The following is a 25,301-nucleotide window of genomic DNA, read 5'->3' as shown; positions in this document are numbered from 1 at the left end:
GCAACCGTGGTGACCGCCGTTCTCGTTCGCGTAGCGTTTACCTGCCATTTCAGGGAGCAGGACTGCAATGCCGCTGCCTTCGGGCAGCATTTTTTTTGCCTGGCACTTAATTCAAGAAGTTTCAGCGGTAATAACCGGTTACCAGCTTCAGAAAATGCTTAATCGCCGGGCGTCTGCTGGTCCGGACACATTGAAGTGCGTTGGTGATAAATCTTTTCAACTTATAACCCGTGCAATGGACAACTACATCCTCACCCTCAACGAGCGGAACACGCCTGGACGCTACACCACTCATGGCGTAGATCACCGTACTCCTCATCCACAGTTTATGGCGGCGCAGATGCGTGCAATCAACATCCAGCCAGGTAATCTGAAATGACAAGCTCAGTTCAACTTAACATTGTCCATTACCCAAAAACACCGCTACCCGGTACGACTCAAGAACAACGTACCGAGGCGCTGGAACGGATACCGCCAACGCCATTGAAGAGTACCGATATTTATGAAACGGACAACGTTGGCACTGCCGCCAGGAACGAGTCTGATATCTACAAGGCAACCATTTACGGACCCGACTTTGTTCACGCGCCAGGCGATGGGTATATCTACAATGAGCGAGAGGCTCATATCGATGCCTATGCCAATCGTGTAAAGACGCAGATCGAAAATATAGAAAGTGGCACTGAAGGCGAACGCAACGTCAAGTTCCAGAACGTGCGCCTGTTCATGGACCCCGCAGGATACTTCAGTGGGGGTTTATTGGCAGCCGGGTTCGACCCGCATGAAAAGTTCACGGTAACGTTCAATACCTATGTCGGTATGGGCACAGCACAAAATCTCTCTGATACCCAGACACACACTTATTTCGCATGGGAAATTGCAGCGGGTGCTCTAGCGCACGACAGACCCGCACGTGGTGGGGTTTTAAATTTTCCTGAAATGGAAATAGAAAAAAAAGACCGGACAAAAATCAATGATTTGGAAGCGTTCGGCCGACAACTTCAAGCTCGCTGGGAGAAAGACATAGCCGCGCCGATGCGCGAGGGCTCCGGAACAATAGCAGAGCGATCGGGAAAAGCAGACGCCTATGTAACACGGGGCACGTTGCTGAGCCTTCGTAGTGACACGGAAAATTTCGCAAGGTTAAGCCCTGCCGGCCAGGAAGCGGTGAATCGCACGCTGGACAAGAATGGGCAAGTGATTATCCCCAATATTTACGGCTACCCCATGAGCGGGTATGCCTTTATCCCCTACACGCCTTACGATGGCAATCCCGCCAATCGCCCCAATCAGGGAGTCATGATCGACTTGAAGAACGGCGCTGTCCGCGAGATAAAAGGCGATGAAGAATTTGCGAACTGGGCCAAAGACAATCGTGATGAATTGATGCGCCGTTTCAATACCGGTGATATGCAAGGGGGACACAATGCCCACTGGCCACCGGCCGGGGCGGTGCTCGACAGCCTCATCCAGGATAATCGGTCGCGATATCCGGGGTACGAACACTGGTACAAAGATAAATCCGTGCCGGTACGAGAGCTATTCAACTACACCGAATCGCGAAAAGCAGGTTATGGGCTGCAATTTGGCGATCTGAACAAAGGTATCGCCCCCCACTATCAGGAGCAGAACGCCAACAATGCGGTGTGGGCCGACCAGACGGATGTGTTTGGTGCCTCGCAGCAAGCCTGGAAGTCGGTGAAAGACACCTGGGGCAAAACCTTTGGTAATCTGCCCATTGTTGGCAATATAGGCAATATCGTGTTTGGCGTGCATGACAGCCTCTATGGCAAGACCGCAGGCGAGCGCACAGGGGGAACTGCTGCGGCCGTCATCTCAAGTCTGATGCTGGCACACGAAGTTGCACCCGGTTTGGTCGAGGCGAGCCTGGGTGAAACTCCGATCACGTTCAACTCCACCGTTACTGAAGACTACCGCTGGAACTATAATTCGCAGAAGAGCGAATTTGAGCTGACACGCGTTTCGAAAGTATCCGGCGATAGTCATCCGGACCCGTCTTTAAATGAAATTGAGTCGAGTGGACCAGAGGTCCCCCCGGCATCTATCAACGTAGACGGCGTCGAACTGCCGCCCCTGAAAACGGTTAAAAATCTGCCGGTCGGCGAAGCCCTTTTTTCTACTGCTGAAAAAACCAGTATTCTCAGTGGAGAAATAGATAGCCTGAACACTATCAACGATAAACTTTACACGTTCGTGGATGTGAACAAACAAGGTTCGGCCCAGCGATTGAACATACTGGTACACGGTAAAGTCGATGAGACTACCGGGGTCGCAAAAGTTTCTTATGATGGAAAGCTCAATAGTCCGGAAGAATTGCTGGATACGCTTCACAGCAAAGGGATCCATCCGGAAGAGTTCGACAACGTGCGCCTGCTGTCATGTGATTCCGCAACCGGTGGGGATGCTTCGTTTGCCGCTCAATTCCAAAAGTTGATTGGTCGCCCTGTCAAAGGTTATAGCGGTACCTTGACCGCCAACCTGTCCCCGGAACAAGTAAAAGCAGCCATTGATAAAGTAGAACACCTCTACCTGGAGAACTTATCCGCACAAAAAATCCCGATCACCGACAACGTCCGTACCGCAGTAAGAGCTCAGGCTGAACAGTATGTCAGCGAAGAAATGGCGCGGATCAAGAAATTCAAGCCGTCAAAGAACAACCCGTACTGGAATCCGCTCAAGTGGTGGGCGTTCACTTATAAACCCGAACACTTTCCGGCTAAATCGTAGCGACCTGGAATAGCCGAATCCCGGAGACACTGGGGTCTCGCATGCTTATCTCTACCTGAGTGACAAGAACGGCGGTAACCTCGGTGACTGCCGTTTTCGTTCGGGCACTATTTGCCTGCCACTTCAGGGGTCTCCATGGAAAGAATCACCTTAAAACCGCTGCTCCTTGCTGCCGGCCTGCTGGCATTCATGCCCATGGCCCAGGCAGCCGGCACCCTGGTCTACTGCTCCGAAGCCAGCCCCGCCGGCTTCGACCCCAGCCAGTACACAAGCGGCACCGATTTCGATGCCTCCGCCGAAACCGTGTTCAACCGCCTGACCCAGTTCAAGCGTGGCGGCACTGAAGTCGAACCCGGCCTGGCAACCAATTGGGACGTGTCCAAAGACGGCCTGATGTATACCTTCCACCTGCGCGATGGCGTCAAGTTCCACACCACCGACTATTTCACCCCGACCCGTGATTTCAACGCCGACGACGTGCTCTTCACCTTCCAGCGCCTGCTGGATCCCGAGACCCCGTTCCGCAAGGCCTATCCATCGGAGTCGCCCTACTTCACCGACATGGGCTTGAACACCACGATCAAGAGCGTCGAAAAACTCGACGAGCACACCGTGCGCTTCAACCTGAACAACGTTGACGCCTCCTTCGTGCAGAACCTGGCCATGAGCTTCGCCTCGGTGCAGTCCGCCGAATATGCCGCGCAGTTGCTCAAGGAAGGCAAGGCCGCGGACATCAATCAGAAGCCGGTGGGCACCGGGCCATTTGTGTTCAAGCGTTACCAGAAGGATTCGCAGATTCGCTACAGCGCCAATAAACAGTATTGGAAGCCCGAAGATGTGAAGCTCGACAACCTGGTGTTCTCGATCACCCCGGACGCCGCCGTGCGCCTGCAAAAGCTCAAGGCCGGCGAGTGCCAGGTCAGCGGTTACCCGCGCCCTTCCGACATCGAAGTGATGAAGCAAGACCCCAACCTGCGGGTTCTTCAGCAAGCCGGCTTCAACCTGGGCTTTCTCGCCTACAACGTGACCCACCCGCCCCTGGACCAGCTCAAGGTGCGCCAGGCGCTGGACATGGCCATCGACAAGCCGGCAATTATCAAGGCGGTGTACCAGAGCGCCGGACAATTGGCGCAGAACGCCCTGCCTCCGGCCCAGTGGTCTTATGACCCGACAATCAAGGACGCGCCCTACGATCCGGCCAAGGCGCGGGCGCTACTAAAAGAAGCAGGGGTTGCACCAGGTACCACCCTCAACCTGTGGGCGATGACCGTACAACGCGCGTCGAATCCCAATGCCCGGATGTCGGCGCAGATGATCCAGCAGGATTGGGAAAAGATTGGCATCAAGGCCAATATCGTCAGCTATGAGTGGGGCGAGTACATCAAACGCGCCAAAGCCGGCGAGCACGACGTGATGATCTACGGCTGGACCGGCGACAACGGCGACCCGGATAACTGGCTCGGCGTGCTCTACAGTTGTGCCGCGGTGAAGGGCAGCAACTATGCAAAATGGTGTAACCCGGCCTACGACAAACTGGTACAGCAGGCCAAGGTCAGCAGCGACCGCGAGCAGCGCATCAAGTGGTATCAACAGGCACAAAAAATCCTTAAGGAACAAGTACCTATAACGCCTATCGCAAACTCGACGGTTTTCCAGCCCCTGCGAAAGGAAGTGCAGGACTTCAAGATCAGTCCTTTTGGACTCACTCCCTTCTACGGCGTCAGTCTGAATAAGTAACAGCCGTGCCCCAACCGAGTGCGCCAGACGCCTCGGTTGGGCATTCCTGGTGCAGCCCTCGCACCGAAAAAAACCCTCAAAAGTGCGTAAATGTGTCTGAACTTACACATATGCGACATTCGTGTACGTTCGTACCACTGTTTAGCCGTTGTAGGCTCTCAACATCTTGCATTGGGTATGGGCCCTGCATAAGTATCCGCAGGTCGACTCACGAGGTCGCCCTCACTACCAAAAATGACAACAAATCATGAGGCCAACATGCTTAAACACGCAGTCATTCCGTTATTAGTCAGCGCCGGTTTAATGGCTGCTGCACCTTTCGCCCAAGCGGCGAGCAACCTGGTGTTCTGCTCCGAAGGGAGCCCGGCCGGTTTTGATCCAGGCCAGTACACCACCGGAACAGACTTCGATGCTTCGGCCGAAACCATGTTCAACCGTCTGACCCAGTTCGAGCGCGGCGGCACCGCTGTTGTTCCTGGGCTCGCCACGACCTGGGACGTTTCCCCGGATGGCCTGACGTACACCTTCCACCTGCGTGAAGGCGTCAAGTTCCACACCACCCCGTACTTCAAGCCAACTCGTGAATTCACGGCTGACGACGTACTGTTCACCTTCAACCGGATGATCAATAAAGACGATCCGTTCCGTAAAGCCTACCCGACCGAGTTCCCGTACTTCACGGACATGGGTATGGACACCAACATCAAGAACATTGAGAAAGTCGATGACCACACCGTCAAGTTCACCCTTGACACCGTGGACGCCGCCTTCATCCAGAACCTGGCAATGAGCTTCGCCTCCATCCAGTCGGCTGAATACGCCGCCCAGCTGTTGAAGGAAGGCAAGGCACAGGACATCAACCAGAAGCCAATCGGCACTGGCCCGTTCGTGTTCAAGAGCTACCAGAAAGACTCCAACATCCGTTACACCGGCAACAAGGATTACTGGAAACCTGAAGACGTGAAGATCGACAACCTGATCTTCGCCATCACTACCGACCCGTCGGTGCGTATCCAGAAGCTGAAGAAAAACGAATGCCAGGTGACCCTGTTCCCACGTCCGGCCGACCTCAAGGCGCTGGGTGAAGACAAGGACCTGAAACTGCCGCACCAAGCCGGTTTCAACCTGGGCTACATCGCCTACAACGTAATGCCGGTCCTCAAGGGCCAGACCGCGCCTAACCCGCTGTCCGACCTGCGCGTGCGTGAGGCCCTGGACATGTCGGTGAACAAGCAGCAGATCATCGACTCGGTGTACCAGGGCGCAGGCCAACTGGCTGTCAACGCCATGCCGCCAACCCAGTGGTCCTATGACACCACCATCAAGGATGCGCCGTTTGATGTGACCAAAGCCAAGGCTCTGCTCAAGGAAGCCGGCGTCAAGGAAGGCACCGAGATCACCCTGTGGGCGATGCCGGTCCAGCGTCCATACAACCCGAACGCCAAGCTGATGGCCGAGATGCTGCAGAACGACTGGAAACAGATCGGCCTGAAAGTGAACATCGTCAGCTATGAGTGGGGCGAGTACATCAAGCGTTCCAAAGGCGGCGAGAACCAAGCCATGATCATTGGCTGGAGCGGCGACAATGGTGACCCGGACAACTGGCTGAACGTGCTGTTCGGCTGCGATTCCCTGGCCGGCAACAACTTCTCCAAGTGGTGCGACAAGAAATTCGACGGCATCGTGAAAGAAGCCAAGGCGACTTCCGACGTAGCCAAACGCACCGAGCTGTACAAGCAGGCGCAACATATCCTCAAAGATGCAGTCCCGATGACACCTATCGCGCACTCGACGGTGTATCAACCCATGCGCAACAACGTGCAGGACTTCAAGATCAGCCCATTTGGCTTGAACTCCTTCTACGGCGTGAGCGTAAGCGGCAAGTAAGGATCTCTGGCGGCGACGTTTCATAACGTCGCCGTTATTGCATCCGCCAAGACCGTAGGAAACAGACCACCTCCGCACACGCTGCCGTCCTACGGCAGCTAACTGCGAATCGCGGCTCCGTTACCTACAAGGTCTGTCAGATTCGTTGCATTTACTGCCTGGCTCCCGACCCATAACGTCGTGGTACGGCAGACGCATCGTCTCTGTAGGGCAACTGCCGTTGTGGGATCAGTGTTGTCGCAAGGTCGTGAATGACCTTGCGATTGCTCACTGACGAAAACAACAAACAAGGATCGGGATTGTTATGCGCCATACCACCGTTCTATCCGCGATATTTGGCACCAGCCTGCTGGCTGTGGCCTCGATGGGCCAGGCTGCCGAGAAAAAGAGCCTGGTGTTTTGCTCCGAAGGCAGCCCGGCGGGCTTCGACACCGCGCAATACACGACGGCCACCGATAACGACGCCGCCGAGCCTATCTACAACCGCTTGGCCGAGTTTGAAAAAGGCGCGACCAATGTCGTACCGGGCCTGGCAACCCGTTGGGATATTTCCGAAGACGGCCTGACCTATACCTTCCACCTGCGTGAAGGGGTGAAATTCCACGGCAACAAGGACTTCAAGCCGACGCGCGACTTCAACGCCGACGACGTGCTGTTCACCTTCAATCGCATGCTTGACCCCGAACACCCGTTCCGCAAGGCCTACCCCACCGAGTTTCCGTACTTCAACGGGATGAGCCTGAACAAGAATATCGCCAAGGTCGAGAAAACCGACCCGCACACCGTGGTGATGACCCTGAACACGGTCGACGCCGCGTTTATCCAGAACATCGCCATGAGCTTCGCCTCGATCCTGTCGGCCGAATACGCCGACCATTTGCTCAAGGTCGGCAAGCCCAGCGACATCAACCAGAAGCCGATCGGCACCGGGCCGTTCGTGTTCCAGCGCTACCAGAAAGACTCGCAGATTCGCTACACCGGCAACAAACAGTACTGGGAACCGAGCCGCGTGAAGCTCGACCAGCTGATTTTTGCGATCAACATCGACGCCTCGGTACGGGTACAAAAGCTCAAGGCCGGCGAATGCCAGATCACCCTGCACCCGCGCCCGGCCGACGTCGAAGCCCTGAAGGCCGACCCGAACCTGCAACTGCTGACCAAGCCGGGTTTCAACCTGGGCTACATCGCCTATAACGTGCGGCACAAGCCCTTCGACCAGCTCGAAGTGCGCCAGGCCCTGGACATGGCGGTGAACAAGCAGAGCATCCTCAACGCCGTGTACCAGGGCGCGGGGCAACTGGCGGTCAACGCCATGCCGCCGACCCAGTGGTCTTACGACGACACCATCAAGGACGCCGCCTACAACCCGGAAAAAGCCAAGGAATTGCTCAAGGCTGCCGGCGTGAAGGAAGGCACCGAGATCACCCTGTGGGCGATGCCGGTACAACGGCCGTACAACCCCAACGCCAAGCTGATGGCCGAAATGCTGCAAAGCGATTGGGCGAAGATTGGTCTCAAGGTCAAGATCGTCAGCTATGAATGGGGCGAGTACATCAAGCGCACCAAGAATGGCGAGCACGACATCAGCCTGATCGGCTGGACCGGCGACAACGGTGACCCGGACAACTGGCTGGGCACCCTCTACAGCTGCGACGCCATCGGCGGGAACAACTACTCCATGTGGTGTGACCCGGCGTACGACAAGCTGATCAAGCAAGCCAAGGTCGTCACCGACCGCGAACAAAGGACTGTTCTATACAAACAGGCGCAGCAACTGCTCAAGCAGCAGGTGCCGATCACGCCAGTCGCCCACTCGACGGTCAACCAGCCGTTAAGCGCCAAAGTCGAAGGTTTCAAAGTGAGCCCCTTCGGCCGCAACGTGTTCTCGGGCGTCAGCATCAACCCATAAAAAGATAACCGGATTGCGCAGGGCGAGCATTCGCCTTGCTGCAAACGTGCAGCCTTATTTCGGGTTTTACCCACGGGCAAACGTTTGCAAAGGCTTGAACGAGTTACACACCCAATAGCCGGTTCACCTAAAAAGACCGGCATTAAAAAGAGAACCAAAGGAGCTTCACCCATGAAACTGAGCAGCACCGCGCTACTGGCCCTGGCCATCAGCAGCATCACGGCTAACGCCTACGCTGATCCTGCAAGCCAGGACTTCGTTCCAACCACACTGGCCGGCACCAGCGCCCAAAGCGAGGCCAAAGGCTTTATCGATGGCGCAAGCCTGGGCGGTACAACCCGTAACTGGTTCTCCAACGAACAACGCTTCCGTGGCAGCAAGTTCACTTACCAGAAGCACGGCGAAGCCCGTACTGACAACTACCGTACCAACTGGGTGCAAGGCACCATCCTCAACGCTACCTCGGGTTTCACCCAAGGCACCGTTGGCGTGAGCACTGAAGTGGCGGTCTACAACGCTCTGGTCCTGGACCGCAGCAAGCGCGACATCAAGGGCGGCTCCAACCGTACCCTGGCCGACTCCGACGGCGACGCTGTAGACCAGTGGAGCAAACTGGGCCTGGCCAACGTCAAGTTCCGTGTCTCGAACACCACCTTGACCGCCGGTCGCCAGAACTTCAGCAGCGGCATCATCGACACCATCGGTAACCGTGCGCTGCCTTCGAGCTTCGAAGGTGTGAGCTTCAACAGCGAAGAGTTCAGCAACCTGTCCTTCCAGGGCGGCGTGTTCGACCGCGTTTCGCCACGGACCGAGCAGAGCCTGTCGAAATTCCGTACTGAATACGGCAATGGTCGCCAGGAAACCGACAAGGTCAACACCCTGGGCGTCAACTACCAGCCGTTCAAGAGCCTGAAGACCAGCCTGTTCGCCGCTAACGTGGAAGACTTCTGGAACCAGTACTACTTCGGTGCTACCCACGAGCTGGGTGACAGCCAGACCCTGTCCCTGACCACGGGCCTGAACTACTACAAGACCGTCGACGAAGGCAAAAAGTTGATGGGCAAGATCGACAACGATACCTACTCGCTGTCGTTCGGCCTGACCCACCAGGCTCACAGCCTGACCTTCTCCTACCAGGCCGTGAACGGCGACGAGTACTTCGACTACCTGCACGAAACCAACGGCATCTACCTGGCCAACTCCCTGACGTCCGACTTCAACGGTCCGAACGAGAAGTCCTTCCAGATCGCCTACGGCATCAACATGGCCGAATACGGCGTGCCGGGCCTGAAGTTCAACGTCTACTCGGCACGTGGCTGGGGTATCGACGGTACTCACTACACCGGCGACGGCGGCCGCGCTGGCTTTGCCTACAACGGCATTCAGGCCCAGGACGGCGAGAAGCACCAGGAATACGGTGTAGGCGCGGCTTACGCGATCCAGAGCGGCGCACTCAAGGCTACCACCATTCGTGGTACCTACGTGACTCACCGTGCCAGCGCCAACCAGGCTGACGGCAACCTGCGTGAGTTCCGCCTGGTGACCACCATCCCGTTCAACATTCTTTAATCAGCGCCAGGTCGGCGGCGGGCTCAGGACGGGCCCGCCGCCTACGCTTGTCTGGTCCAATCGATTGCAGAGGGCTCTTAGATGAAAATGCTCCCGTTACAAGCTGCCATTGCCGCTGCGCTGTTGAGCGTCGCTGTCGGCATCTCGGCCAAACCGTTGGTCGTCTGCACCGAAGCCAGCCCGGAAGGCTTCGATCCGGTCCTGTACACCACGGCTGTCACCGCCGACGCCGCGGCCGAAACCATCTTCAACCGCCTGGTGGACTTCAAGCCCGGCACCACCGAAGTGATCCCGGCACTGGCCAAAGACCTGCCCGAGATCAGCGCCGATGGCCTGACCTACACCTTTCACCTGCGTGACGACATCAAGTTCCACACCACCGACTACTTCAAACCCACGCGCAACATGAACGCCGACGACGTGCTTTGGAGCTTCCAGCGCCAGCTGGACCCGAATCACCCGTGGCACAAAAAGTCCAACGTGGGCTACCCATACTTTGAAAGCATGGGCTTCAAGGAACTGCTCAAGAGCGTAGAGAAGACCGATGACCACACCGTGGTCTTCACCCTGACCCGCCCTGAAGCACCGTTCCTGGCCGACCTGGCCATGGCGTTTTCCTCGATTCACTCCGCCGAATACGCCGACCAGTTGCTCAAGTCCGGCAAGACCGATGACCTGAACGCCAAGCCCATCGGCACCGGCCCGTTCATCTTCACCCGCTACGCCAAAGACGCCCAAGTGCGCTTCAAGGCCAACCCGGACTACTTCCGTGGCAAGCCGCCGGCTGACCCGCTGATCCTGGCCATCACCACCGACAACAACGTGCGCCTGCAAAAGCTCAAGGCCAACGAATGCCAGATCGCGCTGTATCCGAAACCGGATGACGTGCCGAGCATGAAGGCCGACCCGAACCTGAAGGTGGCGGAACTGGCGGCGATGACCACTGCCTACACCGCCATGAACACCACCCACAAGTACATGAGCGACGCGCGGGTGCGTCACGCGATCAACATCGCGTTCGACAAGAAGGGCTACAACGAATCCCTGTACGGCAAAGGCAACGCGGTCGACGCCACCGGCCCGTACCCGCCAACCCTGCTGGGTTTCAGCGACAAGCTGAAAAACCCGCCCCGCGACCTCGACAAGGCCCGCGCCCTGCTCAAGGAAGCCGGCGTACCGGAAGGCACCGAGTTCACCCTGTTCACCCGCAACGGCGGCGGCCCGACCAACCCCAACCCGATGCTCGGCGCCCAGCGCATGCAGGCGGATTTGGCGCAGATCGGCCTGAAAGTGAACATCAAGGTCATGGAATGGGGCGAAATGCTCAAGCGCGCCAAGAATGGCGAACATGACATGGTCTCCGCCGGCTGGGCGGGGGATAACGGGGACCCGGATAACTTCCTCACCCCGAACTTGAGTTGCGATGCAGCCAAAAACGGCGAAAACTACGCCCGCTGGTGTAACAAGGAGTTTCAAGACTTGATCGACAAGGCGCGCGCCATCGCTGAACCCACCCAGCGCGCTGCACTCTATGAACAAGCAATGGACGTTTTCGACAAGGACCAACCATGGATTCCCATGGCTTACCCGAAAATGTTCACCGCCATGCGTAAAAACGTCGAGGGTTATACCCAAAGCCCTCTGACCACAAATAACTTCGCCACCACCCAGGTGAAGTAGATAAGAGACGCTCGGCACCGTCGACATTGACGGTGCCGAACCTGCCTAACCGGCTGATTGAGGTACACAACAAGATGTTTAGTTTTATTGCCCGCCGATTGGGGTTATTGATCCCCACGTTTTTCGGCATCACCTTGCTGACCTTCGCGTTGATTCGCATGATCCCTGGCGACCCCGTCGAAGTCATGATGGGCGAACGACGAGTCGACCCCGAGATGCACGCTCAGGCAATGGAACGCCTTGGTCTGAATAAACCGCTCTACGCGCAATACCTGGATTATGTCGGCAAGCTCGCCCACGGCGACCTCGGCGAATCCCTGCGCACCCGTACCAGCGTGTGGACTGAATTCACCGCCCTTTTCCCTGCGACCCTGGAACTGTCCATGGCCGCCCTGTTGTTCGCCGGCATCCTGGGGCTGTTAGCCGGGGTGATCGCGGCCTTGAAGCGAGGATCCCTGTTCGACCATGGGGTGATGGGCATCTCCCTGGCGGGATATTCGATGCCGATCTTCTGGTGGGGCCTGATCCTGATCATGTTCTTCTCCGTCAGCCTGGGCTGGACGCCAGTCTCCGGACGGATCGACCTGCTCTACGACATCGAGCCGCGCACCGGCTTCATGCTGATCGACACCCTGCTGGCCGACGAGCCGGACGCATTCTGGGACGCGTTGCACCACCTGATCCTGCCGGCCATCGTGCTCGGCACCATCCCGCTGGCCGTTATCGCGCGGATGACCCGTTCGTCGATGCTCGAAGTACTGCGCGAAGACTACATCCGCACCGCCAAGGCCAAGGGCCTGTCGCCGGCGCGCGTGGTGTTCGTCCACGGCCTGCGTAACGCCTTGATCCCGGTACTCACCGTGGTCGGCCTGCAAGTCGGCACATTGCTGGCCGGGGCGGTCCTGACCGAAACCATCTTCTCGTGGCCCGGCATCGGCAAATGGCTGATCGAAGCCATTGGCGCACGGGATTATCCCGTGGTGCAAAACGGCATCCTGTTAATCGCCTGCCTGGTGATTCTGGTGAACTTCGTGGTGGATATCCTCTACGGCTTCGCCAACCCACGCATCCGTCACCAGCGCTGAGATCATGACCATGACCACACCTACTCCCACGGTAGCAGTCGATCAAAGCCTGCTGTACCCGTCCCCGTACAAAGAATTCTGGCAAGCCTTTTCCAAGAACAAGGGCGCCGTTGCCGGCCTGCTGTTCATGTTGCTGGTGGTGTTTTGCGCGCTCTTCGCCCCTTGGGTGGCCCCGCATAACCCGAGCGAGCAATACCGTGACTTCCTGCTGACCCCTCCGGCCTGGCTGGAAGGTGGGCAGATCCAGTTCCTGCTGGGCACCGATGAACTCGGTCGTGACCTGCTGTCGCGCCTGATCCAGGGTTCGCGCCTGTCGTTGCTGATCGGCTTGTCGTCGGTGGTGATGTCGCTGATCCCGGGGATCCTGCTGGGCCTGTTCGCCGGTTTCTTCCCGCGCCTGCTCGGCCCGACCATCATGCGCCTGATGGACATCATGCTGGCCCTGCCGTCGCTGCTGCTGGCTGTGGCGATTGTCGCGATCCTCGGCCCTGGCCTGATCAACACCGTGATCGCCATCGCGATCGTGTCGCTGCCGTCCTATGTCCGCCTGACCCGCGCTGCGGTGATGGGCGAACTGAACCGTGACTACGTGACCGCCGCACGCCTTGCTGGCGCCGGCCTGCCGCGCCTGATGTTCGTCACCGTGCTGCCGAACTGCATGGCGCCGCTGATCGTTCAGGCCACCCTGAGTTTCTCCTCGGCGATTCTCGATGCTGCAGCCCTGGGCTTCCTGGGCCTTGGCGTACAACCGCCAACCCCTGAGTGGGGCACCATGCTGGCTTCGGCCCGCGACTACATCGAACGCGCCTGGTGGGTCGTGAGCCTGCCTGGCTTGACCATTTTGCTCAGCGTGCTGGCAATCAACCTGATGGGCGACGGCCTGCGCGATGCGCTGGACCCGAAACTCAAGAACGCCGCCTGAGGAGATTCCCATGTCACTGCTAGAAATCAAGAATCTCAATGTCCGCTTCGGCGACAAGACCGCCGTGCCGGTGGTCGATGGCCTCGACATCTCCGTCGACAAAGGTGAAGTACTGGCGATCGTTGGCGAGTCGGGTTCGGGTAAATCCGTGACCATGATGGCGCTGATGGGCCTGATCGAGCACCCCGGTATCGTCACCGCCGACGCCCTGAACTTCGACGGCAAGGACATGCTCAAGCTGAGCAACCGCCAGCGCCGGCAGATCGTCGGCAAAGACCTGGCGATGGTCTTCCAGGACCCGATGACCGCCCTGAACCCCAGCTACACCGTGGGTTTCCAGATCGAAGAAGTGCTGCGCCTGCATTTGAAAATGTCCGGCAAGCAAGCGCGCAAGCGTGCCATCGAACTGCTCGAAAAGGTGGAAATCCCGGGCGCAGCCAGCCGTATGGATGCCTACCCGCACCAGCTGTCCGGTGGTATGAGCCAACGTGTGGCCATCGCCATGGCGATTGCCGGCGAGCCGAAACTGCTGATCGCCGATGAACCGACTACTGCGCTCGACGTGACCATCCAGGCCCAGATCATGGACCTGCTGCTGGCCTTGCAGAAAGAGCAGAACATGGGCCTGGTGCTGATCACCCACGACCTCGCGGTAGTGGCCGAAACCGCCCAGCGCGTGTGCGTGATGTATGCCGGCCAGGCCGTGGAAGTCGGCCAGGTGCCGCAGTTGTTCGACATCCCGGCGCACCCGTACAGCGAAGCGTTGCTCAAGGCGATCCCCGAGCACAGCCTGGGCGCCACGCGCCTGGCCACGCTGCCGGGTATCGTTCCCGGCCGTTATGACCGCCCGCAGGGTTGCCTGCTGTCGCCGCGGTGCCCGTATGTGCAGGAGTCCTGCCGCGCCCAACGCCCGGGCCTTGACCCGAAAAGCAACAGCCTTGCCCGCTGCTTCTACCCGCTGAATCAGGAGGTGGCGTAATGGCCGTCGTACTTACCGCCCGCGACCTGACCCGTCACTACGAAGTGTCCCGTGGCCTGTTCAAGGGCCATGCCCTGGTGCGCGCACTCAACGGTGTGTCGTTCGAGCTCGAAGCCGGCAAGACCCTCGCGGTCGTAGGCGAGTCCGGTTGCGGCAAATCCACCCTGGCCCGCGCCCTGACCTTGATTGAAGAGCCGTCTTCCGGCTCGCTGAAAATCGCCGGGCAAGAAGTCGCCGGTGCCGACAAGGCCCAGCGCAAGCAACTGCGCAAAGACGTGCAGATGGTGTTCCAGAGCCCTTACGCCTCGCTGAACCCGCGCCAGAAGGTCGGCGACCAACTGGGCGAGCCGCTGCTGATCAACACCAACCTGTCTGCCGCCGAGCGCCGGGAAAAGGTCCAGGCGATGATGAAGCAAGTGGGCCTGCGCCCTGAGCATTATCAGCGCTACCCGCACATGTTCTCCGGCGGCCAGCGCCAGCGAATCGCACTGGCGCGGGCGATGATGCTGCAACCCAAGGTGCTGGTGGCGGATGAACCGACCTCGGCGCTGGACGTATCGATCCAGGCCCAGGTGCTGAACCTGTTCATGGATTTGCAGCAGGAATTCAACACCGCCTACGTGTTCATCTCCCACAACCTCGCGGTGGTGCAGCACGTCGCCGACGACGTAATGGTGATGTACCTCGGCCGCCCGGTGGAAGTGGGCCCGAAGGAAGACATCTACGCACGCCCGCTGCACCCGTACACCCAGGCGTTGCTGTCGGCGACCCCGACCATTCATCCGGACCCGAACAAACCGAAGATCAAAATCGTCGGCGAGTTGCCCAACCCGTTGAACCCGCCATCCGGCTGCGCCTTCCACAAGCGCTGCCCGTACGCGACCCAGCTGTGCAGTACCGATGAACCGGTGCTGCGACCTCTGGACAACCGCCAGGTGGCTTGCCACTACGCGGAGCAATTTGTGGTCTGACGTGCAAAAAAATGCTCTGGAGGGTGAGTCCAGAGCATTCCAGTGTTCTACAGCCCTGCTTGTCGGATAGCGCATCTGTTCGGCAAGCGGGGCTTTCTTTTGCCTGCGTTACTTATGTATCGCTGTCGCCATCGTTGTAGGTGTCGCTGTCTTCGCCATCATTGTCCGGGTTCTCGGCATCGTCATCGTCCTTGGAACCGCCCTGGTTTTCGTCACCGGGCTCGGATTCACTCTTGGCCAACTGCAAGCCACCCGCCTGCACCGTCTTCGCCGCCACAAACCCCGTGCCATGGCTTTGCACAGCCGTATTGGCCCACGCGGCAGACATGCCCAATGACATCATCACCAGCACTTTGAGCAACAGCACCACACGTTGAAAGATACTCATGGTCGAATTCCGCCCAGTCAGAAGATGAATTGCGCACGACAGCCTTTTACCGTCGCCACGATAGACGCTAGACCCAATGCGGCGTTCTCGCAACACCTGGCCTGGATGGGCGGCACAATCACTTCAATCCCCTGCGAACGGTTTTCTACGCTTCTCGCCTGTCTTTCGAAAATCGGCTCTTGATCTTTTCATAGCCGGAATTGTCCAGCCCCTCGACTCGGCACGACCCATGGAAGTTTTCAACTTCGTGCTTGAATTCGCCGTGAAACTCAAAGCTAAGACGAAGAGAGGGCAGCGAATGATCGATATCCTCTACAGTAATTTTTCCGTCTACCGCCTCATGGATGCTGTTATCACCTTCGAACGTGTAATCAATCGCCGCCACTTCCAGGCCATCATGAACACCGACTTTGAAAACATCACCTTTTTGAATGCCTGAAAGACCTGTTCGAAGAAAGTGAATGGATACCCCATTAACCCCGCCATGGTATCCAGCGACTGCAACTAGACGGGACAGTGCAGTAAGCAAGACATCATGGGTCAGCATCATATTTTGCTCAGGCACTAAAACAACGTGCATATCACCTGAAGAACCGTTTGCTTTAGGATCAGTCATGTCATCACCTCATCTTTTAAAGGGACTCGCTGCATCGCCTTTATAGACCGAAGGCAAGGTAGGGAAATACTGTCAAGTCTCACAGAGAAACGATTCAGCAAGCATGCAACACCCGCCCATTCACTTTTCTCGGGCATGAAAAAAGGCGAAGCCATGACAGCTTCGCCTTTTGGTGTACCGCTCAGATCTTAATGATGCTCACGGGTCGCGCGGAATTTCACATCCGGCCAGCGCTCTTCCATCAGCGCCAGGTTGACCCGGGTCGGGGCCAGGTAGGTCAGGTGACCACCGCCGTCGATCGCCAGGTTTTCCACGGCCTTGATCTTGAACTCTTCCAGCTTCTTCTTATCGCTGCAGTCGATCCAGCGCGCGGAGTACACGGTGATCGGCTCATAGGAGCATTCCACCTTGTATTCCTCTTTCAGGCGACTGGCCACTACATCGAACTGCAGCACACCGACGGCGCCGAGGATGATGTCGTTGCTGCGTTCCGGGAAGAACACCTGGGTGGCACCCTCTTCCGCCAACTGCTGCAAACCTTGGCGCAGTTGCTTGGATTTCAGCGGGTCACGCAGGCGTACGCGGCGGAACAGTTCCGGGGCGAAGTGCGGGATACCGGTGAAGCCCAGCACTTCGCCTTCGGTGAAGGTGTCACCGATCTGGATGGTGCCGTGGTTGTGCAAGCCGATGATATCGCCAGCATACGCTTCTTCCAGTTGCTCACGCTCGGAGGAGAAAAAGGTCAGGGCGTCGCCGATGCGCACGTCCTTGCCGGTACGCACGTGGCGCATCTTCATGCCTTTTTCGTATTTGCCGGAGCAGATACGCATGAAGGCGATACGGTCGCGGTGCTTGGGGTCCATGTTCGCCTGGATCTTGAACACGAAGCCGGCGAATTTCTCTTCCACAGGCTCCACGGTACGCTCGTTGGCAACCCGGGCCAGCGGCTTGGGGGCCCAATTGACCACGGCATCCAGCACGTGGTCGACACCGAAGTTGCCCAGGGCGGTACCGAAGAACACCGGCGTCAGCTGGCCGTCGAGGAATTCCTGCTGGTTGAACTCGTGGCAGGCGCCCTGCACCAGTTCCAGCTGGTCGACAAACCGGTCGTACTCGTCACCCAGGTGGGCGCGGGCTTCGTCGGAGTCGAGCTTCTCGATGATTTTCACATCGGTACGTTCGTGGCCGTGGCCAGCGGTGTACACAATGATGTAGTCGTCGGCCAGGTGGTACACGCCCTTGAAGTCGCGGTAGCAACCAATCGGCCAGGTGATCGGCGCGGCCTTGATCTTCAGGACGGCTTCGATTTCGTCCAGCAGTTCGATCGGGTCGCGGATGTCACGGTCGAGTTTGTTGATAAAGCTGACAATCGGCGTATCCCGCAGGCGGCACACGTCCATCAGCGCGATGGTGCGGGGCTCGACGCCTTTACCGCCGTCGAGGACCATCAGCGCCGAGTCCACCGCCGTCAGGGTGCGGTAGGTGTCTTCGGAGAAGTCTTCGTGGCCCGGGGTGTCGAGCAGGTTGATCATGTGGTCGCGATACGGGAACTGCATGACCGACGTGGTAATGGAAATACCACGCTGCTTTTCCATTTCCATCCAGTCGGAGGTGGCATGGCGGTCGGATTTACGGGATTTCACCGTGCCGGCCACCGCGATCGCCTTGCCCATCAGCAACAGCTTTTCGGTGATGGTGGTTTTACCGGCATCGGGGTGGGAAATAATGGCGAAAGTGCGGCGTTTCGCGACTTCGGCGGCCTGGTGGGTCATGGGAAATCGCCTGGCAGGTGAGTCAAAAAAGGGCGGCGAGTATAGCGCAAACCCGGGGTGACGGACCACCGTTCACCCCATTGGGGGTGGCTAATTGCTGCCAAGTATGGAACCTTTTAAAAGGTAGAGACGTCCACTCCCCTGTTATCGCACTCGTAACAGGGGCTGAAAAATCAGCAAGTTAGCCTGACGAGGCTGCGCTCATGGCTCGACCGCATACCGCGTTGCCGGTAGGGGCGAGCTGCTATTCGCGACCACATTCGCCGACAGCCAGGAATGGCATTGCCGCTCGGAAATGTGTTCGCCGACAAAAGAAAAAAGGAGTCCGCCTGTGGCTATTCGCTATGGCAAAGGGCTGATAGGAGGAGCGGTTGTCGTCGCTCTCCTGGCCCTGCTGGTCCACTGGATCGGCATCAACACGATCGAACTGTACCGCGACGATTTGTTGTTTTACCTGCAAGCTCACTTGATCCTCGTCCTTGTTTCGATGCTGGCCGCCCTGATCGTAGGGATTCCCGCCGGTATCCTGCTGAGCCGACCCAACATGGTCGGGCGCGCAGAACGCTTCATGCAGATCTTCAACATCGGCAATACCGTCCCTCCCCTGGCCGTACTGGCCATCGCCCTCGGTGTCCTTGGCATCGGCAGCGGCCCCGCGATCTTCGCGCTGTTCCTCGCCTCGTTGCTGCCCATCGTGCGCAACACCTATGAAGGCCTGAAAAACGTTCAAGGTTCCCTGAAAGAAGCCGCCGTCGGCATCGGCATGACGCCGCGCCAGGTGCTGTTTCGCGTGGAATTGCCCAACGCCGTGCCGATCATCATCGGTGGTGTACGCGTGGCCCTGGCGATCAACGTCGGTACCGCGCCCCTGGCGTTCCTGATTGGCGCCAACAGCCTGGGCAGCCTGATCTTCCCCGGCATCGCCCTGAACAATCAGCCGCAACTGCTGCTCGGCGCCGCATGCACCGCGCTGCTGGCCTTGCTGCTCGACGGTCTGGTGACCATGGCCAGCCGCCTTTGGCTGGAACGCGGGTTGCGTCCGTCTTAAGGCTTTGGCCCCGTCTTGGGCCTGAAACAGGAATTCACATGAAAAAACTGACATTGATATTGAGCTGCGTCCTGCTGTTCGCAGGGTTTGCGCAAGCCGCTGAAAAACCGGTCATCCGCATCGGTGCCCGGGTGTTCACTGAACAGACCCTGCTCGCCGAAATCACCTCCCAGTACCTGCGCACCAAGGGTTACGACACCCGTGTGACCGGCGGCCTGGGCAGCAACCTGGCACGCAGTGCCCAGGAAAGCGGGCAACTGGACCTGATCTGGGAATACACCGGCGTGTCGCTGGTGGCCTACAACCACGTCGACGAGAAGCTCGACAGCGAACAGTCCTACGCCCGAGTGAAAGAACTCGACGCGAAAAAAGGCCTGGTCTGGCTCTCCCCGTCGAAATTCAGCAACACCTACGCCCTGGCCCTGCCAGAGAACGTGGCCAAGGAATTCCCGCAGATCAACAGCATCAGCGACCTGACCGCGGCACTGGCCGAGAAAACCAAGGAAAACCGCCTGGTGGCCCTGGACACCGAGTTCGCCAACCGTTCCGACGGCATGGCCGGCATGGTCAAGCTGTACGACATGAACCTGACCCGCAAGAACACCCGGCAGATGGACGCCGGCCTGGTGTACACCGCGCTGCGTAATGGCCAGGTGTTTGCCGGCTTGGTCTACACCACCGACGGTCGCCTGAACGCCTTCAAATTGAAGCTGCTGGAAGACGACAAGCACTACTTCCCGGACTACACCGCCGCGCCGGTGGTGCGTCAGGTTTACCTCGATGCCCATCCGCAACTGGCCGCTGATCTCAAGCCACTGGCTGCGCTGTTCGACGACGAAACCATGCGCCAGCTGAACGCGCGGGTCGACGTCGACCACGAAAGCCCGTCCGCCGTGGCCGCAGATTTCCTGCGCCAGCATCCGATCAACTAAGAGGAGAAGACATGGAATTCCTGAACGCCTTTTCCCATCTTGATTGGGCCCAAGTCCTGCACCTGACCTGGCAGCACATCACCCTGGTCGGCATTGCAGTGATCCTCGCAATCGTCGTCGGCGTGCCCCTGGGCGTGCTGATGACCCGCTTCCCGACGCTCGCCGGCCCATTGCAAGCCAGTGCCACGGTGTTGCTGACCGTGCCGTCGATTGCGCTGTTCGGCCTGCTGCTGCCGTTCTACTCCAAGTTCGGCCAGGGCCTGGGGCCAATGCCGGCGATCACCGCCGTGTTCCTCTATTCCCTGTTGCCCATCATGCGTAACACCTACCTCGCCCTCACCGGCGTTGAGCCAGGCATTCGCGAGGCCGCCAAAGGCATCGGCATGACCTTCGGCCAGCGCTTGCGCATGGTCGAGCTGCCGATTGCCGTACCGGTGATCCTCGCCGGTGTGCGCACCGCCGTCGTCATGAACATTGGTGTGATGACCATCGCCGCCACCATCGGCGCCGGTGGCCTGGGTGTACTTATTCTGGCTTCCATCAGCCGCAGCGACATGTCGATGCTGATCGTTGGCGCCGTGCTGGTCAGTCTCCTGGCCATCTTCGCCGACCTGCTTCTGCAATGGCTGCAACGCACGCTGACTCCAAAAGGACTGCTCAAATGATCGAACTTCAAAACCTGACCAAGACCTTCCAAAGCAACGGCAAGACCATCACCGCCGTTGATTCCGTAAGCCTGACCGTCAACGAAGGCGAAATTTGCGTATTCCTCGGCCCCTCGGGCTGCGGCAAGAGCACCACGCTGAAGATGATCAACCGCCTGATCAAGCCGACCTCCGGCAAGATCCTGATCAACGGCGAAGACACCACCGACCTCGACGAAGTGACCCTGCGTCGCAACATCGGCTACGTGATCCAGCAGATCGGTCTGTTCCCGAACATGACCATCGAAGAGAACATCGTGGTGGTGCCCAAGCTGCTGGGCTGGGACAAGCAGAAATGCCACGACCGCGCCCGCGAGTTGATGAGCATGATCAAGCTCGAACCCAAGCAGTACCTGCATCGCTACCCGCGTGAACTGTCCGGCGGCCAGCAACAGCGGATCGGCGTGATCCGCGCCCTGGCGGCGGATGCACCGTTGCTGCTGATGGATGAGCCGTTCGGCGCGGTCGACCCGATCAACCGCGAGATGATCCAGAACGAGTTTTTCGAGATGCAGCGCGCGCTGAACAAGACCGTGATCATGGTCAGCCACGACATCGACGAAGCCATCAAGCTGGGTGACAAGATCGCGATCTTCCGCGCCGGCAAGCTGCTGCAGATCGACCACCCGGACACCCTGCTGGCCCACCCTGCCGACGAATTCGTCAGCAACTTCGTTGGCCAGGACAGCACCCTCAAGCGCCTGCTGCTGGTGAAGGCTGAAGATGCGGCGGACAACGCGCCGTCGGTCAGCCCGGAAACCCCGGTGGCGGATGCCCTGGAGCAGATGGATGAGTTGGACCGTCGCTACGTGGTGGTCACCGATGCCGAGAACAAGGCCCTGGGTTATGTGCGACGTCGCGACCTGCATCGTCAGACCGGTACCTGCGGCCAGTACCTGCGGGAATTCAACGCCACGGCGGCGTATGACGAGCATTTGCGCATCCTGCTGTCGCGGATGTACGAGTTCAACCGCTCGTGGTTGCCGGTGATGGATGCGGAGCGGGTGTTCCTCGGGGAAGTGACCCAGGAGTCGATTGCCGAGTACCTGAGTTCCGGTAAGTCCCGTGGGGGCAAGACCAGCATTGTGTCGCCTGCCGAGACAGCACTGGCCTGACCTGACACACAGCGGTCAAAATGTGGGAGCGGGCTTGCTCGCGAAGGCGGAGTGTCAGTCACCGGATGCATTGGCTGATACACCGCATTCGCGAGCAAGCCCGCTCCCACATTGGATCTTCACTGTACCCGCAACACCTCAAATTGCCCCTACCGGGGAACATCAATCCGTCATACCGGTCGGTTACATAAGTAGCTGCACACGGCCGCACGACGAACGCGTGCAAAAACGCGACATTTTTAGTTGATCTATAGCCCCTCACGTCCTAAAGTTCGCGCCGAACGTCCATGCTGGAAACGATCCATCCGGCTCAAGTACTGACGACGAGACAGCAAGGCCAAGGGAAGCGGTTGATCCCATGGCCTTTTTGCTTTCGGCGACATGCCTTGGGAAGTAGGCGAACCAAAGTGGGGATACGGAGGACGTTCATTTGCACCCATTGATCAATCTAGTTTGCCAGTAGGAGTTCCCAGCATGTCGATCCAGGTCGAAGACTATTTCGCGCGCGCCACTTTTGACAAAATGAAGGCGTTCGCCGACACCCAGGAAACCCCGTTCGTGGTGATCGACACCGCGATGATCAGCCAGGCCTACGATGACCTGCGCGCCGGTTTCGAATTCGCCAAGGTGTATTACGCCGTCAAGGCCAACCCGGCCGTCGAGATCATCGACCTGCTCAAGGACAAGGGTTCGAGCTTCGACATCGCGTCGATCTACGAGCTGGACAAGGTCATGGACCGCGGCGTCAGCCCCGACCGTATCAGCTACGGCAACACCATCAAGAAATCCAAGGACATCCGCTACTTCTACGAGAAGGGCGTGCGCCTGTTCTCCACCGACTCCGAAGCCGACCTGCGCAACATCGCCAAGGCCGCCCCGGGTTCGAAAGTGTATGTACGTATCCTCACCGAAGGCTCGACCACGGCCGACTGGCCGCTGTCGCGCAAATTCGGCTGCCAGACCGACATGGCCATGGACCTGCTGATTCTCGCTCGCGACCTGGGCCTGGTGCCTTACGGCATCTCCTTCCACGTCGGCTCGCAACAGCGTGACATCAGCGTGTGGGACGCGGCGATCGCCAAGGTCAAAGTGATCTTCGAGCGCCTGAAGGAAGAAGACGGCATCCACCTGAAGCTGATCAACATGGGCGGCGGCTTCCCGGCCAACTACATCACCCGCACCAACAGCCTGGAAACCTACGCCGAGGAAATCATCCGCTTCCTCAAGGAAGACTTCGGTGACGATCTGCCGGAAATCATCCTGGAGCCGGGCCGTTCGTTGATCGCCAACGCCGGGATCCTGGTCAGCGAAGTGGTACTGGTTGCGCGTAAATCCCGCACCGCCGTCGAGCGCTGGGTATACACCGACGTGGGCAAATTCTCCGGCCTGATCGAAACCATGGACGAAGCCATCAAGTTCCCGATCTGGACCGAGAAGAAAGGCGAGATGGAAGAAGTGGTCATCGCCGGCCCGACCTGCGACAGCGCCGACATCATGTACGAGAACTACAAGTACGGCCTGCCGCTGAACCTGGCGATTGGTGACCGGATGTACTGGTTGTCCACCGGTGCGTACACCACCAGCTACAGCGCAGTTGAATTCAATGGCTTCCCGCCATTGAAATCGTTCTACCTGTAAACGCACGCCCTGATCGTTCCCACGCTCTGCGTGGGAACGCATCCGGTGACGCTCTGCGTCACGCCGTTAGAGCGGACGCAGAGCGTCCAGGGCGGCATTTCCACGCAGCGCGTGGGAACGATCAAGTTCAATCGCATGCTCTTGATAGATCTCGGCCATTGCCCGTATCTGCGGATCATTGGCGGCACACAACGCCTTGTGCGCCACCCGCAAGAACTTCAAATTCCCGCCCGCCAGTGCCTTGCGCAACCATTCCAGTGCCGTTTCTATCTCGCCCCGGTCCGCCAACACCGCCGCATAACTGAACTGCCCGCGAAAATCCCCGCCTTCTGCTGACTGGCGATACCACGCCACCGCCGCCTCCAGATCCCTCGGGCAGTCCTGCCCTTCTTCCAGATAACGCCCCAGCAGGTTCATCGACTTGGCATGGCCCAGTTCCGCCGCCTGTCGATAACACGCCAGCGCCTGGGTTTGATCCTCGGCAACCCCGCGCCCGGTCGCCAGCAGGTTGGCGTAGTTGTACAAACCCCAATCCAGCCCGGCCTCGGCCGCCCGACGATATTCCCGGGCCGCCGCCACGGCATCCGCCTCGCAACCCCAGCCATGCTCCAGGCAACGCCCGAGCATATTGCGCGCCATCAAATGCCCGCCCTTGGCGGCGATGCGGAACCAGCGCATTGCCAGTGCTTCATCGCGCTCGATGCCGCGCCCTTCCAGCAGGATTTGCCCGAGCAGCGCCTGGGCATCCACCACGCCCTCCTTCGCGGCGATCAAAATCGCCTGGGCGGCGCGCACCGGGGAGTCGTCGAGCATGCTCTGCAATTGCTCAACGTTGAGTACTTCTTCACGGCGCAATAAAAAGCCCACGCTCAGACCTCAACCCAGCGGCGCAGCAGGTTGTGATAGGTGCCGGTGAGCTGGATCAGCGCGGGGTGGTCGGGCACGTCGCGGCTCAGTTGCTGGATCGCCCCGTCCATCTCGAACAGCAAGGTACGCTGGCTGTCCTCGCGCACCAGGCTTTGGGTCCAGAAAAACGAGGCGTAGCGCGCGCCACGGGTAACGGCGTTGACCTTGTGCAGGCTGGAGCCGGGGTACAGCACCATGTCGCCCGCCGGCAACTTGACCCGCTGCAGGCCGAAGGTGTCCTGGATTTCCAGCTCGCCGCCGTCGTAGTCGTCGGGGTCGCTGAAAAATACGGTGGAGGAAAGGTCAGTGCGCACCCGCTCGTGGCTGACCTTGGACTGGCGCACGGCGTTGTCGATATGGAAGTCGAAACTGCCGCCGGCGGTGTAACAGTTGACCAATGGCGGGAAGACCTTGTGCGGTAACGCCGCTGACATGAACAGCGGATTTTTCCACAGTCGATCGAGGATCGCCGCGCCGATTTCCTTTGCCAGCGGGTGGCCTTCCGGCAGTTGCAGGTTGTGTTTGGCCTTGGCCGATTGGTGCCCGGCAGTGATTTTGCCGTCGGCCCACTCGGTGTGCGCCAGGGCTTCGCGGATGCGCAGCACTTCCTCGCGAGAGAACAGGCCGGGAATGTGCAGCAACATGGAGGCATTACCTGAAAACAGTGAGACGCCAATGGTAGTGATTCTTATTGA

The 25,301-nt window shown here is 58.8% G+C and carries 21 protein-coding genes; 16 read left to right on the top strand and 5 right to left on the bottom strand.

Annotation, left to right across the window (positions count from 1 at the left end):
* Positions 1–67: 67 nt before the first annotated feature.
* The 11 genes from HX817_RS11035 to HX817_RS10985 all read left to right on the top strand — a co-directional run bounded on the left by HX817_RS11035 (position 68) and on the right by HX817_RS10985 (position 15,487).
* On the top strand, positions 68–379 hold the full coding sequence (locus HX817_RS11035) for a hypothetical protein (protein WP_177040247.1): 312 nt from the start codon (positions 68–70) through the stop codon (positions 377–379).
* Entirely contained in the window at positions 376–2,748 is a 2,373-nt protein-coding gene (locus tag HX817_RS11030; protein ID WP_218182593.1) for a hypothetical protein, read from the top strand. The genes HX817_RS11035 and HX817_RS11030 overlap by 4 nt, the downstream gene beginning before the upstream one ends.
* A 135-nt stretch (positions 2,749–2,883) precedes the next feature.
* Positions 2,884–4,485: an ABC transporter substrate-binding protein gene (locus HX817_RS11025; protein ID WP_008437261.1), complete on the top strand. Its 1,602-nt coding sequence runs from the start codon at positions 2,884–2,886 to the stop codon at positions 4,483–4,485.
* 258 nt (positions 4,486–4,743) lie between these two features.
* Complete coding sequence (locus HX817_RS11020; RefSeq protein ID WP_177040246.1) at positions 4,744–6,372, top strand: ABC transporter substrate-binding protein; 1,629 nt, start codon at positions 4,744–4,746, stop codon at positions 6,370–6,372.
* A gap of 364 nt (positions 6,373–6,736) precedes the next feature.
* A complete protein-coding gene (locus HX817_RS11015; protein ID WP_371317774.1) occupies positions 6,737–8,281 on the top strand; it encodes an ABC transporter substrate-binding protein in 1,545 nt (514 codons plus the stop codon).
* 171 nt (positions 8,282–8,452) lie between these two features.
* A complete protein-coding gene (locus tag HX817_RS11010; protein WP_003215995.1) occupies positions 8,453–9,850 on the top strand; it encodes an OprD family porin in 1,398 nt (465 codons plus the stop codon).
* A gap of 81 nt (positions 9,851–9,931) precedes the next feature.
* Positions 9,932–11,530, top strand: coding sequence for an ABC transporter substrate-binding protein (locus tag HX817_RS11005; RefSeq protein ID WP_003215993.1), 1,599 nt, complete (start codon positions 9,932–9,934; stop codon positions 11,528–11,530).
* Positions 11,531–11,604: 74 nt separating this feature from the next.
* A complete protein-coding gene (locus HX817_RS11000) occupies positions 11,605–12,615 on the top strand; it encodes an ABC transporter permease subunit (RefSeq protein WP_003215992.1) in 1,011 nt (336 codons plus the stop codon).
* A 10-nt stretch (positions 12,616–12,625) separates the two neighbouring features.
* Complete coding sequence (locus HX817_RS10995; RefSeq protein WP_177040244.1) at positions 12,626–13,537, top strand: ABC transporter permease subunit; 912 nt, start codon at positions 12,626–12,628, stop codon at positions 13,535–13,537.
* 10 nt (positions 13,538–13,547) lie between these two features.
* Positions 13,548–14,516, top strand: a complete 969-nt coding sequence (locus tag HX817_RS10990; RefSeq protein ID WP_008437263.1) for an ABC transporter ATP-binding protein — start codon at positions 13,548–13,550, stop codon at positions 14,514–14,516.
* Positions 14,516–15,487 (top strand): peptide ABC transporter ATP-binding protein, encoded by a 972-nt coding sequence (locus tag HX817_RS10985; protein WP_003215987.1) that lies wholly within the window; start codon positions 14,516–14,518, stop codon positions 15,485–15,487. The genes HX817_RS10990 and HX817_RS10985 overlap by 1 nt, the downstream gene beginning before the upstream one ends.
* Before the next feature lie 112 nt (positions 15,488–15,599).
* Here HX817_RS10985 and HX817_RS10980 read toward each other — a convergent pair whose 3' ends face one another.
* The 3 genes from HX817_RS10980 to HX817_RS10970 form a co-directional block, all read right to left on the bottom strand.
* The gene (locus tag HX817_RS10980; RefSeq protein ID WP_003215984.1) at positions 15,600–15,875 is read right to left on the bottom strand and encodes a hypothetical protein; all 276 of its coding nucleotides are present in this window, start codon (positions 15,873–15,875) and stop codon (positions 15,600–15,602) included.
* Between the two features lie 145 nt (positions 15,876–16,020).
* On the bottom strand, positions 16,021–16,491 hold the full coding sequence (locus HX817_RS10975; RefSeq protein WP_177040243.1) for a hypothetical protein: 471 nt from the start codon (positions 16,489–16,491) through the stop codon (positions 16,021–16,023).
* A 188-nt stretch (positions 16,492–16,679) separates the two neighbouring features.
* Positions 16,680–18,263 (bottom strand): peptide chain release factor 3, encoded by a 1,584-nt coding sequence (locus tag HX817_RS10970; protein WP_003215978.1) that lies wholly within the window; start codon positions 18,261–18,263, stop codon positions 16,680–16,682.
* 331 nt (positions 18,264–18,594) lie between these two features.
* Here HX817_RS10970 and HX817_RS10965 point away from each other — a divergent pair, with 331 nt between their 5' ends.
* The 5 genes from HX817_RS10965 (at position 18,595) to HX817_RS10945 (ending at position 23,700) form a co-directional block, all read left to right on the top strand.
* Entirely contained in the window at positions 18,595–19,311 is a 717-nt protein-coding gene (locus tag HX817_RS10965; RefSeq protein WP_003215977.1) for an ABC transporter permease, read from the top strand.
* Positions 19,312–19,349: 38 nt separating this feature from the next.
* The gene (locus HX817_RS10960) at positions 19,350–20,243 is read left to right on the top strand and encodes a glycine betaine ABC transporter substrate-binding protein (protein WP_003215975.1); all 894 of its coding nucleotides are present in this window, start codon (positions 19,350–19,352) and stop codon (positions 20,241–20,243) included.
* A gap of 11 nt (positions 20,244–20,254) precedes the next feature.
* The gene (locus HX817_RS10955) at positions 20,255–20,908 is read left to right on the top strand and encodes an ABC transporter permease (RefSeq protein ID WP_003215973.1); all 654 of its coding nucleotides are present in this window, start codon (positions 20,255–20,257) and stop codon (positions 20,906–20,908) included.
* Positions 20,905–22,062: a betaine/proline/choline family ABC transporter ATP-binding protein gene (locus HX817_RS10950; protein WP_008437274.1), complete on the top strand. Its 1,158-nt coding sequence runs from the start codon at positions 20,905–20,907 to the stop codon at positions 22,060–22,062. Before HX817_RS10955 ends, HX817_RS10950 begins: the two co-directional genes overlap by 4 nt.
* Positions 22,063–22,536: 474 nt before the next feature.
* Positions 22,537–23,700, top strand: coding sequence for a type III PLP-dependent enzyme (locus HX817_RS10945; RefSeq protein WP_003215969.1), 1,164 nt, complete (start codon positions 22,537–22,539; stop codon positions 23,698–23,700).
* Positions 23,701–23,766: 66 nt separating this feature from the next.
* Here HX817_RS10945 and HX817_RS10940 read toward each other — a convergent pair whose 3' ends face one another.
* Both HX817_RS10940 and HX817_RS10935 read right to left on the bottom strand, forming a co-directional pair.
* Entirely contained in the window at positions 23,767–24,567 is an 801-nt protein-coding gene (locus HX817_RS10940; RefSeq protein WP_177040242.1) for a tetratricopeptide repeat protein, read from the bottom strand.
* Between the two features lie 2 nt (positions 24,568–24,569).
* Entirely contained in the window at positions 24,570–25,250 is a 681-nt protein-coding gene (locus tag HX817_RS10935; protein WP_177040241.1) for a Fe2+-dependent dioxygenase, read from the bottom strand.
* Positions 25,251–25,301: the final 51 nt, after the last annotated feature.

This window comes from Pseudomonas sp. C6002 (assembly GCF_013385805.1).
Lineage (GTDB): Bacteria > Pseudomonadota > Gammaproteobacteria > Pseudomonadales > Pseudomonadaceae > Aquipseudomonas.
Note: the sequence above shows the minus strand (reverse complement) of the source record. Positions and strands in the feature narration are given on the sequence as shown.